Raw genomic sequence first — 14,899 nt, forward strand, 5'->3', positions numbered from 1 at the left:
AGGACCGGTACCGTTCGCGCTCATTTCCGATGAGGCACCACTAACCATTACGCGCTCAAAAAACATGAGTCACGTCGTCGTCTCCGACCGGCCCGGCGCTCGTGCCTATAATGTTCCAGACAAACAAAATAGAGTGCCTTTAGGGTGCCCGCGTGTCTTCATGAGGCCGTGAGGCGCGGAAACACTTGGCGTGGTCGGTGTGGCAATCATTCGAATTGAATCATGGTGTTCCGATGCATCGAGGAATCAGTGTGGATGGATTGGTGTGGACAAGATGGTGATGCCGCCCTTCCCTGGGACGGGACGGGCGGCATCACCTCATGCGCTGTGTATGATATCGAACGGCATCGATGAAGGCCGCCGTAATCGGCGTCAGAACACCGGCACCACGGCCCCCTTGTAGTTCTTGTTGATGTAGTCCTTCACCTCGCTGGACACCAGGGCCTTCTTGAGCTCCTTCGTCTTCGCGGTGTCCTCGTTGCCCTCCTTGACGACGAGGATGTTCGCATACGTCTTGGCTGCCAGTCCATCGGCCTTTTCGATGGTCAGCGCGTCCTTCTCGGGATTGAACTTCGCCTGGATGGCGTAGTTTCCGTTCAGCGCTGCGATGTCGACGTCCTGCAGCACGGTCGGCACCACGGCCGCCTCAAGCTCCTTGAACTGGAGGTTCTTCGGGTTGCTGGTGATGTCCTTCGGCGTGGAGTTGATGTCCTCCGGATTCTTGAGCTTGATCAGTCCGGCGTCCTGAAGCAGCAGCAGGGCGCGGGCCTCGTTCGTCGCATCGTTCGGAACCGCAACCGTCGCGCCGTCGCCCAGCTTGTCCAGCGACTTGGTCTTGCCCGGGTACAGGCCGAACGGCTCGAAGTGCACCGCCTCCACCGACACCAGATGGGTGCCCTTCTCCTTGTTGAAGTCGTCCAGATAGGGCTTGTGCTGGAAGTAGTTGGCGTCCACCTCGCCCTCTTCCGTGGCGGTGTTCGGCTGAACGTAGTCGGTGAACTCCTTCACCTCAAGCTTGTAGCCGTCCTTCTCCACCAACGGCTTGACCGCATTGTTAAGGATCTCCGCATGCGGGGTGGGGCTCGCCGCCACCACGATGGTCTTGTCGTCGGAGGATCCCGACGATCCTGTCGAGCTTCCGCAGCCACTGAGCGCCAGTGCCGCGATGGTCGTCACTGCCAGTGCCGCGCTGACGATGCCTTTGCGATGATTGATCATGATGGTCCTCTCTTCGGATGTCCCTTTGAACGGACCCCACTATAAGGGAAAACAGGACGGAACACGACATGGCCATGATTGGAATAATTTATAGGAGGCGATAGGAGGCGATTGCGCGGTCGACGTCGGTGTGCGGAAGTCGAAGCGAAAATAGAAAAGGACCCGGCGAAGATCGCAGGGTCCTGAGGGATGCGCCTATTCCGGGGGCGTCAAAGGATTTCGATGGTTTCGATGAGCACCGGGTCGAGCGGCTTGTCGCCGCGGTCGGTCGGAACGGCATCAAGCCTGTCGACCACGGCCTTCGACTCGTCATCGGCGACTTCGCCGAAGATGGTGTGATGGCCGTCAAGCCAGGGGGTCGGCACGGTGGTGATGAAGAACTGCGAGCCGTTGGTGCCGTGGGGCAGGCCGTCGGCGCCGCGGCGCAGGCCCGCGTTGGCCATTGCCAGCAGGTACGGCCTGTCGAACTTCAGCGTCGGGTCGATCTCGTCGTCGAAGGTGTATCCCGGTCCGCCGGTGCCGGTGCCGAGCGGGCAACCCCCCTGGATCATGAAATCCTTGATGATTCGGTGGAAGGTCAGTCCGTTGTAGAACTTCTCGTGCGAGCTTTCTCCGGTGAGCGGGTCGAGCCATTCCTTGTCGCCGGTGGCGAGACCGACGAAGTTGTCCACTGTCTTCGGGGTTTGGGAATCGAACAGGTTGAGGCGGATGTCGCCTTCCGAGGTATGCATGATTGCTGTGGTCATACCGTACAGTCTCGCATGGGTGCCAGACCGTCGGGCCGCATCTTATGCGACACCTATGCGACACCGGCGTCGTGCTGCCGCGATAGGACCGCGTCTCGTCATAGTATGAGTGCAACACCGATCGAACAGGAGCCACGAAATCATGAAGACCAAGGCAATCCGCTTCGCACTCGCCCAGATCGACACCTGCGTCGGCGACCTCGAAGGCAATGCGGGGAAGGTCATGGAATACTCCCGCAGGGCGGCGGTGGACGATGCCGACGTGGTCGTGTTCCCGGAGATGACGCTGACCGGATACCCCATCGAGGACCTCGCCTTCCGTGCCACCTTCCGCAGGGCGGCATGGAACACCGCGGACCGCCTCGCCAGGGAACTTGATGAAGAGGGTCTGGGACGCCTGTACGTCGTGGTGGGCACGGTGGGCACCGAACATGGGTCATCATTGCCCCAGAACCGTCTCGTGGTCCTGCATAAGGGCGTGGTCTGGGCGGGATACGACAAGCATTTCCTGCCGAACTATGGCGTATTCGACGAGTTCCGCATCTTCAGCCCGGGAACGAGATCCATGGTGCTTGAGGTGCGCGGGCGCCGTATCGGCGTAGCCATCTGCGAGGACATCTGGCAGGATGGCGGCCCCGTAGCCGATCTCGCCGAACGCGGCATCGACGTATTGCTCACCATCAACGGTTCTCCATATGAGGAAGGCAAGGGCAGCACGCGCGTCGACCTCGGATCGCGGCGCGCCGCGGAGGTCGACGCACCGCTGATTTATCTCAATCAGGTCGGAGGACAGGACGATCTCGTATTCGATGGGGGGAGTTTCGTCATCGACCGCGACGGCACGTTGCTGGAACGCTCTCCGAGATTCGTGGAGGATCTGAGCTATTGGACGCTGCCGGAGCCCGGTTCCGCCTCCCGGGTCTCGACACTGGCCGCCGAGCTCGATGCGGACAAGGAGGTCTACACCGCCTGCGTTCTCGGACTCAAGGATTATATGGCCAAGAACGGCTTCTCGGGCGTGGTCCTCGGCCTTTCGGGAGGCATCGACTCCGCCCTGGTGGCCGCCATGGCGGCGGACGCATGCGGAGGGGACCATGTCTGGGGCGTCTCCATGCCCAGCATGTACTCCTCCGATGGTTCGAAGGACGACGCCGCCGACCTCGCACGCAACCTCGGCGCCCATTATGACGTCCAGCCGATAGAGCCGTTGTTCGACGCCTATCAGGGACAGCTCGGCCTTGAGGGCGTGGCCGCGGAGAATCTGCAGGCGCGAATCCGCGGCGTCATCGTCATGGCCTATTCCAATTCCAAGGGGTTGCTGGCCCTGGCCACCGGGAACAAGAGCGAGCTCGCCTGCGGGTATTCCACCATTTACGGCGATGCCGTCGGCGGCTATGCGCCCATCAAGGACCTGCTCAAGACCCGGGTATGGCAGCTTGCCCGCTGGCGCAACGAAGCGGCGAAGCAGGGCGTCGGCATCGGCGGCATCGTCGTTGTGGGCAACGAATCCGGCAGTCGTGGCGTGCCGTGCGACGAGGTCATCCCCGTCAACTCCATCATCAAGCCGCCGAGCGCGGAGCTGCGTCCCGGACAGAAGGATTCCGACTCCCTGCCCGAGTACGATTTGCTTGACAAGGTGCTGGCTGCCTATATCGAGCATGCGCACGGCAGGGCCGACCTGCTTGCGGATGGCTTCGACGAGGAGACCGTTGACACGGTCATGCGGCTGGTCGATCGTGCCGAGTGGAAGCGGAGGCAGTATCCTCTCGGTCCCAAGGTGACGTCGCTGGCGTTCGGCCGCGACCGACGTCTGCCGATCACCAGCAGATTCCGCGAATAGGCGTGTGCGCATGCGCCGAGAATGCTTGGTGCATGCGTCAGTACAACGTGGCCGATTCACATGGGAAGGATGCAAAGACATGGGCGACGACAAGAAGAAATGGTATTTCAACACGCGCACCGAACGGGCCGAGCTCGGCCCGCAGTCTCCGATAGGGGAGCGCATGGGGCCGTACGACTCCGAAGAGGACGCCCTCAACGCGTGGAAGATAGTCGAGGAGCGCAACCGCAGGTGGGAGGAACAAGACCGCGGATGGCGGTGATCTCCCAGCGGTGTTTTGCGTATCTGGAGCCCGGTATGGCACCGGGCTCAAATCCCTCAAGCAAGCATGTGAGCTGCGTCATACAGGTTGTGTGACGTGCGTCATAAAAGCGACTTGGAGCGTTCTCTAAATGTGAGGAACGTCACGCCCCACAAGCCTTCCGGGGCGGATTCATTGGCTAGAATAAAAAATGACATCGGACGATGACGCAACCGATGCAATCCTCAACAAGGAGCAAATATGACAGCAGTAGATGCGGCTAAGGTTTCCGCCGAAGATCTGCAGGCCAAGGCCTGGGATGGCTTCAACGGCGGCAACTGGCAGAATGAAATCGACGTGCGTGACTTCATCCAGAAGAACTTCACGCCGTACGAGGGTGACGAGTCCTTCCTGGCCGACGCCACGGAGAAGACCAAGCACCTGTGGAAGTACCTCGATGACAACTACCTCGCCGTGGAGCGCAAGCAGCGCGTCTACGACGTCGACACCCACACCCCCGCAGGCATCGACGCTTTCCCGGCTGGCTACATCGACAGCCCCGAGGTCGATAACGTTATCGTCGGCCTCCAGACCGACGTTCCCTGCAAGCGCGCCATGATGCCGAACGGCGGCTGGCGCATGGTCGAGCAGGCCATCAAGGAAGCCGGCAAGGAGCCGGATCCGGAGGTCAAGAAGATCTTCACCCGCTACCGCAAGACCCACAACGATGGCGTCTTCGGCGTCTACACCAAGCAGATCAAGGTCGCCCGCCACAACAAGATCCTCACCGGTCTTCCGGACGCCTACGGCCGTGGCCGCATCATCGGCGACTACCGTCGTGTCGCCCTGTACGGCGTGAACTTCCTGATCGAGCAGAAGAAGAAGGATAAGGACTCCATTCCTTACCGCAACGACTTCACCGAGACCGAGATCGAGCACTGGATTCGCTTCCGTGAGGAGCACGACGAGCAGATCAAGGCCCTCAAGCAGCTCATCAAGCTCGGCAACGAGTACGGTCTGGACCTCTCCCGTCCGGCACAGAACGCTCACGAGGCCGTGCAGTGGACCTACATGGGCTACCTCGCCTCCATCAAGAGCCAGGACGGCGCCGCCATGTCCTTCGGCCGTAACTCCGCGTTCTTCGACTGCTACTTCGAGCGCGACCTCAAGGCCGGCCTCATCACCGAGACCGACGCCCAGGAGATCATCGACAACATCGTGATGAAGCTCCGCATCGTCCGCTTCCTGCGTACGAAGGACTACGACAACATCTTCTCCGGCGACCCCTACTGGGCCACCTGGTCCGACGCCGGCTTCGCCGACGACGGCCGCGCCATGGTCACCAAGACCTCGTTCCGCCTGCTCGCCACCCTGACCCTTGAGCACCTCGGACCTGGCCCTGAGCCGAACATCACCATCTTCTGGGATCCGAAGCTGCCTGAAGGCTACAAGCGCTTCTGCGCCAAGATCTCCATCGATACCTCCGCCATCCAGTACGAGTCCGATAAGGAAATCCGTGGCCACTGGGGTGACGACGCCGCCATCGCCTGCTGCGTCTCCCCGATGCGTGTCGGCAAGCAGATGCAGTTCTTCGCCGCTCGTGTGAACTCGGCCAAGGCCCTGCTGTACGCCATCAACGGCGGCCGTGACGAGATGACCGGCATGCAGGTCATCGACAAGGGCGTCATCGACCCGATCGCCCCGGAAGCCGACGGCACCCTGGACTACGCCAAGGTCAAGGACAACTACGAGAAGGCTCTTGAGTGGCTGTCCGAGACCTACGTGCAGGCTCTGAACATCATCCACTACATGCACGATAAGTACGCCTACGAGGCCATCGAGATGGCTCTGCACGACAAGGAAGTGTACCGCACCCTCGGTTGCGGCATGTCCGGTCTGTCCATCGCCGCCGACTCCCTGGCCGCCATCAAGTACGCCAAGGTGTACCCGATCTACAACAAGGACGCCAAGAACCTCGAAGGCCACGAGTACGAGTACGTCGAGGGCGCTGACGACGATCTGGTCGTCGGCTACCGTACCGAGGGCGAGTTCCCGATCTACGGCAACGATGACGATCGCGCCGACGACATCGCCAAGTGGGTCGTGTCCACCGTCATGGGCCAGGTCAAGCGCCTGCCCGTCTACCGTGGCGCCGTCCCGACCCAGTCCATCCTGACGATCACCTCCAACGTCGAGTACGGCAAGAACACCGGTTCCTTCCCGTCCGGCCACAAGAAGGGCACTCCGTACGCCCCGGGTGCCAACCCGGAGAACGGCATGGACTCCCACGGCATGCTGCCGTCCATGTTCTCGGTCGGCAAGATCGACTACAACGATGCCCTCGATGGCATCTCGCTGACCAACACCATCACCCCTGACGGTCTTGGCCGCGACGAGGATGAGCGCATCAACAACCTTGTCGGCATCCTTGACGCCGGCAACGGCCACGGCCTCTACCACGCGAACATCAACGTTCTGCGCAAGGAGACCATGGAGGACGCCGTCGAGCACCCCGAAAAGTACCCGCACCTGACCGTGCGTGTCTCCGGCTACGCTGTGAACTTCGTGAAGCTCACCAAGGAGCAGCAGCTCGACGTGATCTCCCGTACGTTCCACCAGGGAGCCGTCACCGACTGATTTCATGAATCAGCCACAGCCGCGTCAGCGGTAGCATAATTGGGGACGGGGCACTTCGCTGCTCCGCCCCCTTTTCTCTTCTCTTTAGAAATGAGGACGCCGATGTCTGAGAGCATTCAATTCAAAACAACACAGCCGCATATGCTCAAGAGCAACAAGGAGTATGCGAGCCAGACCCTGATGGGAGGCCTCTCCGGCTTTGAATCGCCCATTGGCCTCGACCGTCGCGACCGTATCCGGGCGCTGAGGTCGGGTGACATCGGATTCGTCCACTCATGGGACATCAACACCTCCGTCGACGGACCGGGTACCCGTATGACTGTCTTCATGAGCGGCTGCCCGCTACGCTGCCAGTATTGCCAGAATCCAGACACCTGGAAGATGCGCGACGGAAAACCCGTCTATTTCGACGCCATGGTCAAGAAGATCGAGCGTTATAAGGAGCTGTTCAAGGCCACCGGCGGCGGCATCACTTTCTCCGGCGGCGAATCCATGATGCAGCCGGCGTTCGTGTCGCGCGTGTTCCGCGCCACCAAGGAGATGGGCGTACACACGTGTCTTGACACATCCGGGTTCCTTGGTGCCAACTACACCGATGAGCAGCTCGACGACATCGACCTGTGCCTGCTCGATGTCAAGTCCGGCGACGAGGCCACCTACAAGAAGGTGACGGGCGGCATCCTCCAGCCCACCATCGACTTCGGCCATCGTCTTGCAGAGCATAACGTGAAGATCTGGGTGCGGTTCGTGCTCGTCCCCGGGCTCACCGATTCCGAGGAGAACGTCGAGAACGTTGCGAAGATCTGCGCTTCCTTCGGTGATGCCGTCGAGCACGTCGACGTGCTCGGATTCCACCAGCTTGGACGGCCCAAGTGGCATGAGATGAGGATTCCCTATCCGCTTGAAGACGCCAAAGGTCCTTCGGCCAAGCTCCGTCAGCGTGTGGTCAGGCAATTCGAGGACCACGGTCTGACCGTGTACTGAGTTTTATGCGACATCGTTCCGATTCTATGCGGAATCGGAACGATGCACGTTTCGAATGTTCATCGTGGCGTCAGCGGAACGCACGTCTCGTAAATCCCCATGATTCCAGCATCCATGGGATACAGTGGTGATATGGCTGAAATATACGCGTTTCCCATGGGCGTGTCGGCGATGACGACCCAACCCCTGCGCGCAGCCTCGTTCGAAAGTGATCGCGGCCGCACGGTTCCCTGCGTCGTGTTGCGCGCGGTCGATTCCGTCCGGTCCATGACATTGCGCAACGGCGTTGCATACCGGGAGATCCCCGTATCGTCGGATCTGGCTGACTATGGCATCGGCGTACGGATGGACGTCATGGATGGTGGCCCGGAACGGACCTCCGGCTGGATCATGATCCTATTCTCCCGTCTGCCCCGGGAGGAATGGGGATCATGCTGGCGTTGCGTCGCATTCGCGTCGTCAAGTTCGCCGGTCACGATGCACGACACCCTGACCCCCACATTGACGTGGGATTGCCTGGAACGGATGATCACCGGGGTCGAAGAGGAAACCCTTGGTGGTACGGTAAGTCTGAATCGTGACACTTCATTCGGCACACTGGCTCGGTATTCGGCCAAAAGCAGACGATCCGGCTGCGAGCTGAGGGTCTCATGGACCCCGGTTTCCGCGGATGACGGCAGTCTGGACGCCGGATCCCAGATCGACGTCTGGGCACGGTTCCTGAAAACCTTGACCGCCGACGAAGAATGGAAAGATCCGATCAGTGACTGATGTCAAAGAACCTCATCTGCTGAAGGAGCCGCGTGGGGGAGTGCCTGACGTAATCGATACACGTGGCGCGTACGAACGAATGGTGGAGCGTTACGCCCGCGCCGAAGGGCCCCTTGCGGCGGACGCGGAACGGGCCTCGGGATTCCGATACGGGCAGGACGATTGGCTGGTGCAATTCAAACGCGGCGATGCCGGCATAGCGCTGGTCGATCCCATGGCGTTGCGCGAACAGGGCGTCGATTGGAATGATTTCAACGAGGCCGTCGGAGGAGCAGATTGGATCATCCATGATTCCCTGCAGGATCTGCCGGGTTTCGCGGATCTTGGCATGAGGCCCGACGCGGTGTTCGACACCGAGGTGGCCGCGCGGCTGGTCGGAGACACGCGTTTCGGACTTGCCGCGGTCACCGCGAAATATCTGGGGGTGGTGCTGGCGAAGGAGCATTCCGCCGCGGACTGGTCGTATCGTCCGCTTCCTCGTGACTGGCGCAACTATGCCGCGCTGGACGTCGAGGTGCTGATAGAGCTTCGCGAGCGGCTGCTGGGCGAACTCAGGCGGCAGGGCAAGGAGCGGTGGGCCCGGGAGGAATTCGAGTATCTGCTGGGCAGAGGGCTGCGGCCGAAACCCGAACATGCCGAACCGTGGCGTCATGTATCCCATATCAGCGCGTTGCATAACGATCCTCGTGCATTGGCCGTCGTTCGGAGTCTGTGGTATGTTCGGGAACGCCATGCGAGGGAGCTGGACATCTCCCCAGCGCTGCTGCTGTCCGACGCCGCCATCATCGAGGCGGCGCAACGGAAACCTCGTAACAACCGTTCGTTCAAGGCCATACGTTCGTTGAACGAACGGGTGCGCATGCACACGAATTCCGAACAGGACAAGATGTTCGAACGCTACGCCCCCCTGCAGCGCAAGATACGTCCGGCGGTATGGAAGCAGGCCATAGCGGAGGCCCTGGCCCTGCCGCGTGAGGAGCTGCCCGAGCTCGCGCCGCGGCCCGCATCCGGGGAGAAGTCCAATGCGCCGCGTTCCATGAAATACTGGAAGGTCCATCATCCGGCGCGATTCTCACGGCTGCAGGCCGTCCGGCGTGTGGTCGCCCAGATCGGAGAGGATACGCGCACCCCGGCGGACGTGCTCATCAAGCCCCAGATCATCCGCAACCTGTGCTGGTGCGATCCGCTTCCGGACGACATCGCCGGATTCCTTGCGGAGCAGGGGGCAAGGAACTGGCAGGTTTCGCTGATTGCAGAGTCCGTGAGTAGGGTTACAATATAACGGTTGCCTTGATTGGCTATAAACGAAGTTTTCTACGAATTGGAGCGCAGAGTGAAAATCAGCGTGAGGAATCTGGAACCCACCAAGGTCCGTCTGACCGTTACCGTCGATCCCGCGGAGTTCGATCCGTATCTGGATGCCGCCCGCAAGGAGATCGGCAAGCAGGTGAACATTCCGGGCTTCCGCAAGGGTCATGTCCCCGGCAAGATCATCGACCAGCGCATCGGCTTTGGCGCCGTCGCGGGCGAAGCCGTCAACAACGCCGTGCCGGAGCTGTATTCCAAGGCCGCCGAGGAGAAGGAACTCCGCCCCATGGACCAGCCGAAGCTCGACATCAAGGAGATGCCGGAATCCGCCAAGGACGACACCAAGCTGAAGTTCACCGCAGAGGTGGAGGTCCGTCCGAAGTTCGATCTTCCCGAGCTGGAGGGAATGAGCATCGAGGTCGCCAAGCCCGCCGTCACCGATGAGGACGTCGAGAAGCGTCTTGAGAACCTGCGCCAGCGTTTCGGCACCCTGGTCGGCGTGGATCGCCCCGCCGCCAAGGGCGATTTCGCCAACATCGATCTCGACGCCCAGATCGACGGCGAGTCCGTCGACTCCCAGGAAGGCGTGAGCTACGAGCTCGGTTCCGGCACCATGCTTGACGGCATGGACGAAGCCCTCGACGGTCTGTCGGCCGGCGAGGAGACGACGTTCGAAAGCACCCTCGAAGGTGGCGAGCACGCCGGAGAGAAGGCCCAGATCAAGGTCAAGGTCAATTCGGTCAAGTCCGAGGAGCTTCCGGAGCTCAATGATGATTTCGCTCAGGACGCCTCCGAGTTCGACACCCTCGACGAGCTCAAGGCCGATATCCGCAAGCAGTGCGAGCGCGACGCCGAAGGCCGTCAGGCGAACGACGCCCGCGACGCCTTCATCGCCAAGCTTCAGGAGTCCGTCGAGATTCCGGTGCCGAAGGGCATCAAGGCGAATCTGGTCTCCGAGCGTATCAAGCAGATGACCCCGGATCCGGAATCCGCCACCGCCGATCAGAAGAAGGAAGCCGAGGAGTCCGCCGAAAAGGAGCTTCGTGACCAGATCACGCTCGATGCGCTGGCCGAGAAGATGGACGTCAAGGTTTCCCAGAACGATGTCATGCAGTTCCTTTCCTCCATTGCCCAGCAGTACGGCATGGATCCGAACCGCTTCATCAGCTCCATCGTCCAGAACGGCCAGATCGGTTCCGCCGTTCAGGAAGTCGGTCGTTCCAAGGGTCTGCTGGCAGGCATGCGCGCGGTCTCCTTCGTCGATCCGGAAGGCAACGCCCTCGATCTGAGCCAGTTCCTCGGTGAGGAGGAAGAGGCCCAGGAGAGCGTCGAAGCCGCCTCCGCCGCCGCCGCGGTCGCCGATCAGATCGCCTCTGACGGCAAGACCGACGCCGAGTGACGTCATGCGTCTGCGGTGATGAACGTTACTGACCCATCGCCGCAGACGTCGATTATGGGAATGCGCAGGACAGAGTGCCTGCGCATTCCCATATCAGCCGTTTTCCCCGGAATCAGCCCTTTTCCTATTTGCGCATTCAGCGCAAAATGCCATGGAAACCGAAAAAGGGCGGTAGCCTACTAATAGTGCCGAAAAAGATCTCGGCGAACAATACAACCGTTGAATCGCATAACCATGCGTCGTGCGTATAAGGAGATAGGTGACAAGGTGACTACCATGCTTACCCCATCGCCGATGATGGACGAGGGTGACGCCCCTGCCGGTCCCATCGACCCGATTTTCAATCGTCTGCTCAAGGACCGAATCATCTGGCTGGGCGAGGAGGTCAAGGATGATATGGCCAACCGCATCAGCGCGCAGATGCTGATGCTGGCGGCCGAGGATCCGAAGAAGGACATCTGGCTGTACATCAATTCACCTGGTGGGTCCATCACCGCCGGCATGGCGATCTATGACACCATGCAGCTCATTGAGCCGGATGTCGCGACCGTCGGCCTGGGTATGTGCGCGTCCATGGGCCAGTTCCTGCTCAGCTCCGGTACGCCCGGCAAGCGGTTCCTCACCTCGCACGCCCGCGTGCTCATGCACCAGCCTTCCGGCGGCATCGGTGGCACCACGACCGACGTGCGCATCAGCGCCGAACTTATCATGGACATGAAGCGTACGCTCGCCGAGCTCACCGCGCAGCAGACCGGCCACACTCTTGAGGAGATCTACCGTGACAACGAATACGATCACTGGTATACCGCTCAGGAAGCGCTGGAGTATGGATTCGTGGACAAGATCGTGACCACCGCGGGCACGATGAACGCCGAGAAGAAGGGCGAGTGATATGGCCTCCGAAGAAGCACAGTACATGGCACGTGCCCGGCGTCTCGCCGGCATGACGCCCCAAAGCCGATACATCCTTCCCCAGTTCGAGGAGAAGACACCGTACGGATTCAAGCGTCAGGACCCCTATACCAAGCTGTTCGAGGACCGTATCATCTTCATGGGGGTCCAGGTGGATGATACCTCCGCCGACGACATCATGGCACAGCTGCTGGTATTGGAAAGTCAGGATCCGAATCGTGACGTCATGATGTATATCAATTCCCCCGGTGGATCCATGACGGCGATGACGGCCATCTACGACACCATGCAGTACATCAAGCCCGATGTGCAGACGGTTTGCCTTGGACAGGCTGCATCGGCGGCGGCCATCCTTCTTGCCGCAGGAACCAAGGGCAAGCGTCTGATGCTGCCGAACGCCCGTGTGCTCATCCATCAGCCGGCCATCGGCCAGGGATTCGGCAAGGCCACCGAAATCGAGATTCAGGCCAAGGAGATGCTTCGTATGAGGGAATGGCTGGAACAGACCCTTATGAAGCACACCGGTCAGGACATAGAAAAGGTTCGCAAGGACATCGAGGTCGATACCTTCCTCACCGCCCAGCAGGCCAAGGAATACGGCATCGTCGACGAGGTTCTGGAGCATCGTCAGTAGAGCGCGGTCCTGCGCGCAATGGATCGAGGCCATATGTGTGGTCTCGATCCTGTCGGATTCACATTGATCCGCACCTGTGAGGAGGTTCTTCGGTGGGACAGGTGGTCAGCTACAACGAGGAGATTCCGAACTGCACCTTCTGCGGCAAGAACGAGCATCAGGTGCACAAACTGGTCACCGGGCCCGGCGCCTCCATCTGTGACGAATGCATAGAGCTCTGCGTCGATATCATTTCGGATGAACGACGTCATGACGCCGAAGTCAATGCGTTGCGGTTGCCCACGCCGCGACAGATATTCGAATATCTTGAACGGTATGTGGTAGGGCAGCGTGACGCGAAGCGTACGTTGTCCGTGGCGGTGTACAACCATTACAAGCGAGTGAACATGGAGATGCGTGAGAAGGCCACGCGGCTGGTCGCCGGTCGGATATGCAACAGGGGTCCACTCGCCGACGTCGAAGTGGCGAAATCCAATATCCTGCTTCTGGGGCCGACCGGCGTGGGAAAAACCTATCTGGCTCAGACTCTGGCAAGAATAATGAATGTGCCGTTCGTCATCGCCGACGCGACGACGCTCACCGAAGCCGGTTATGTCGGCGATGACGTCGAGACCATACTCCAGCGTCTTATCCAGGCGTCGGACGGTGATGTCGAACGCGCGGGCAAGGGCATCATCTACATCGATGAGATCGATAAGATAGCCAGGAAGAGCGGGGAGAACGTCTCCATAACCCGCGACGTTTCAGGGGAGGGGGTACAGCAGGCCCTTCTGAAAATCATCGAGGGGACGGTCGCGTCGGTGCCGGTGGAAGGGCTGAGAAAGCATCGCGATCAGGAGACCGTAAGCATCGATACCCGCAATATCCTGTTCATCTGTGGCGGAGCGTTCGTCGGTCTTGAGGACATCATCTCCCGTCGTCTTGGCAAACATGAAAGCGGGTTCAATTCCGTGTGGAAGCAGACCGAAGCGTCGGACGACGATGTACTCGGTCAGGTGAATGCCGATGATTTGGTGGAATACGGCCTGTTGCCCGAATTCATAGGCCGACTGCCCGTGGTCAGTGTTCTTGATGATTTGACCGTCCGCGATTTGGAGAAGATTCTCGAAACGCCGGCCAATGCGTTGATCAAGCAGTATCAGAAGCTGTTCGCAGTGGATGATGTAAGACTCACTTTCACGGAGGACGCCATCACTGCCATCGCCACGACCGCAGTGAATCAGGGGACCGGCGCGCGCGGGCTGCGTGCCATCATTGAACGCATACTGGAATCCACGATGTTCCAGCTGCCTGATCATGACGACGTGGACGAGGTCGTGGTGGACGCCTCAGCGGCAACGGGGAAGTCCGAACCTCGAATGGTTCGTCATCGTGCCCGTCGCGTTGCGTGAAGTGTCTCGACGCCTTGACGCCCGCGATACATCAGGACACGCCGATGTTGCATCAATAGGCTCCTACGGATATTATTTCATGCCTGTAAGCCGCGAAAGCAGCACTGCATTCCTGCGTAGCTCAGTTGGCAGAGCATCCGACTGTTAATCGGACGGTCGCTGGTTCAAGCCCAGCCGCAGGAGCGAATGAAGCCCGGAACCCCTGGTTCCGGGCTTTTCTGTTTTCGCAGCATGGTCCTAGGGCAGGGGCTATAAGCACCACAAAAATTGGGTTATAGGGTTATAGGGTTATAGGCCAAAATGTGTGTCTGATGGTCTAGCCGTTGGCTGGCCATTCGACGCGGGTGGGGAAGTCGTTCCCGTCGATGCCGATGCCGTGGCGCATGGGGATGCCGAACGTCTCGCATAGGCCCAGTGCAGTCGACAGGCGCATTTCATGCATTGAACGCGGAATCCACATTGAGCGTCGTCTGTACGTTGGTCAAGAGTTGCCGAAATCGTATGAGATAGGTTACTTGGCGGCAATGTTGGCGAACCTATGATGGCACTGACGGAGATGTCGTGCTGTCCGCTCTTGTATACGAATTACAGAGCATGGTGGCGACACGCCGAGGGAGCGTTGGTATTGCAACGTTCCTAGGGTAAATATTGCTTCTTGGTTTGCGTTGTTGTTTGGGTTCGTGTATGTTTACTTCTTGCTGCCCGGCGCGGATGGTTCTGCTTGGTTGGGATTGTCCGGTGTGGTGTGGTGGTGGTTTGAGAACTCAAGAGCGTGTTTTGTACTACTGAATTGTTTTTGATTGCCAGTTGATGGCTGG

Annotated in this window: 12 protein-coding genes and 1 tRNA gene; 11 read left to right on the forward strand and 2 right to left on the reverse strand. The window is 60.0% G+C overall.

Features of this window, described 5'->3' with window-relative positions:
* Positions 1 to 372: 372 nt before the first annotated feature.
* Together DF200_RS09680 and DF200_RS09685 are read right to left on the reverse strand one after the other, a co-directional pair.
* Positions 373 to 1,218, reverse strand: coding sequence for a MetQ/NlpA family ABC transporter substrate-binding protein (locus DF200_RS09680; protein WP_109138068.1), 846 nt, complete (start codon positions 1,216 to 1,218; stop codon positions 373 to 375).
* Positions 1,219 to 1,427: 209 nt separating this feature from the next.
* Positions 1,428 to 1,964, reverse strand: coding sequence for a peptidylprolyl isomerase (locus DF200_RS09685; RefSeq protein WP_109138069.1), 537 nt, complete (start codon positions 1,962 to 1,964; stop codon positions 1,428 to 1,430).
* Between the two features lie 142 nt (positions 1,965 to 2,106).
* Between DF200_RS09685 and DF200_RS09690 the strand changes: the two genes are divergently transcribed.
* From DF200_RS09690 to DF200_RS09740, 11 genes are all read left to right on the forward strand, one after another.
* Positions 2,107 to 3,804, forward strand: a complete 1,698-nt coding sequence (locus DF200_RS09690; protein WP_109138070.1) for an NAD+ synthase — start codon at positions 2,107 to 2,109, stop codon at positions 3,802 to 3,804.
* A gap of 79 nt (positions 3,805 to 3,883) precedes the next feature.
* On the forward strand, positions 3,884 to 4,066 hold the full coding sequence (locus tag DF200_RS09695; protein WP_109138071.1) for a hypothetical protein: 183 nt from the start codon (positions 3,884 to 3,886) through the stop codon (positions 4,064 to 4,066).
* A 240-nt stretch (positions 4,067 to 4,306) separates the two neighbouring features.
* On the forward strand, positions 4,307 to 6,682 hold the full coding sequence (gene pflB / locus DF200_RS09700) for a formate C-acetyltransferase (protein WP_109138072.1): 2,376 nt from the start codon (positions 4,307 to 4,309) through the stop codon (positions 6,680 to 6,682).
* Positions 6,683 to 6,784: 102 nt separating this feature from the next.
* A complete protein-coding gene (gene pflA, locus DF200_RS09705) occupies positions 6,785 to 7,666 on the forward strand; it encodes a pyruvate formate-lyase-activating protein (RefSeq protein WP_109138073.1) in 882 nt (293 codons plus the stop codon).
* A 132-nt stretch (positions 7,667 to 7,798) separates the two neighbouring features.
* Complete coding sequence (locus DF200_RS09710; protein WP_158275842.1) at positions 7,799 to 8,437, forward strand: DUF3000 family protein; 639 nt, start codon at positions 7,799 to 7,801, stop codon at positions 8,435 to 8,437.
* Positions 8,430 to 9,719: an HRDC domain-containing protein gene (locus DF200_RS09715; protein WP_109138075.1), complete on the forward strand. Its 1,290-nt coding sequence runs from the start codon at positions 8,430 to 8,432 to the stop codon at positions 9,717 to 9,719. Before DF200_RS09710 ends, DF200_RS09715 begins: the two co-directional genes overlap by 8 nt.
* A gap of 51 nt (positions 9,720 to 9,770) precedes the next feature.
* Complete coding sequence (gene tig, locus DF200_RS09720; RefSeq protein ID WP_109138076.1) at positions 9,771 to 11,144, forward strand: trigger factor; 1,374 nt, start codon at positions 9,771 to 9,773, stop codon at positions 11,142 to 11,144.
* 276 nt (positions 11,145 to 11,420) lie between these two features.
* Positions 11,421 to 12,035: an ATP-dependent Clp protease proteolytic subunit gene (locus tag DF200_RS09725; protein ID WP_109138077.1), complete on the forward strand. Its 615-nt coding sequence runs from the start codon at positions 11,421 to 11,423 to the stop codon at positions 12,033 to 12,035.
* 1 nt (position 12,036) lies between these two features.
* On the forward strand, positions 12,037 to 12,690 hold the full coding sequence (locus DF200_RS09730; protein ID WP_109138078.1) for an ATP-dependent Clp protease proteolytic subunit: 654 nt from the start codon (positions 12,037 to 12,039) through the stop codon (positions 12,688 to 12,690).
* A gap of 92 nt (positions 12,691 to 12,782) precedes the next feature.
* Positions 12,783 to 14,081 carry an ATP-dependent Clp protease ATP-binding subunit ClpX gene (clpX, locus tag DF200_RS09735; protein WP_109138079.1) on the forward strand — a complete coding sequence of 433 codons (1,299 nt, stop codon included), beginning with the start codon at positions 12,783 to 12,785 and terminating at the stop codon, positions 14,079 to 14,081.
* 110 nt (positions 14,082 to 14,191) lie between these two features.
* Positions 14,192 to 14,264 (forward strand) — tRNA-Asn (locus tag DF200_RS09740).
* Positions 14,265 to 14,899 lie beyond the last annotated feature (635 nt).

The sequence above is a fragment of the Bifidobacterium catulorum genome, from assembly GCF_003129925.1.
In the GTDB taxonomy this organism is placed as follows: Bacteria; Actinomycetota; Actinomycetes; order Actinomycetales; family Bifidobacteriaceae; genus Galliscardovia; species Galliscardovia catulorum.

Coding starts and splice junctions, on each gene's coding strand:
- DF200_RS09730 (WP_109138078.1), top strand. CDS start 12,037: ATGGCCTCCGAAGAAGCACAGTACATGGCACGTGCCCGGCGTCTCGCC.
- DF200_RS09690 (WP_109138070.1), top strand. CDS start 2,107: ATGAAGACCAAGGCAATCCGCTTCGCACTCGCCCAGATCGACACCTGC.
- DF200_RS09680 (WP_109138068.1), bottom strand. CDS start 1,218: ATGATCAATCATCGCAAAGGCATCGTCAGCGCGGCACTGGCAGTGACG.
- DF200_RS09725 (WP_109138077.1), top strand. CDS start 11,421: ATGCTTACCCCATCGCCGATGATGGACGAGGGTGACGCCCCTGCCGGT.
- DF200_RS09695 (WP_109138071.1), top strand. CDS start 3,884: ATGGGCGACGACAAGAAGAAATGGTATTTCAACACGCGCACCGAACGG.
- DF200_RS09685 (WP_109138069.1), bottom strand. CDS start 1,964: ATGACCACAGCAATCATGCATACCTCGGAAGGCGACATCCGCCTCAAC.
- DF200_RS09710 (WP_158275842.1), top strand. CDS start 7,799: ATGGCTGAAATATACGCGTTTCCCATGGGCGTGTCGGCGATGACGACC.
- pflB (WP_109138072.1), top strand. CDS start 4,307: ATGACAGCAGTAGATGCGGCTAAGGTTTCCGCCGAAGATCTGCAGGCC.
- pflA (WP_109138073.1), top strand. CDS start 6,785: ATGTCTGAGAGCATTCAATTCAAAACAACACAGCCGCATATGCTCAAG.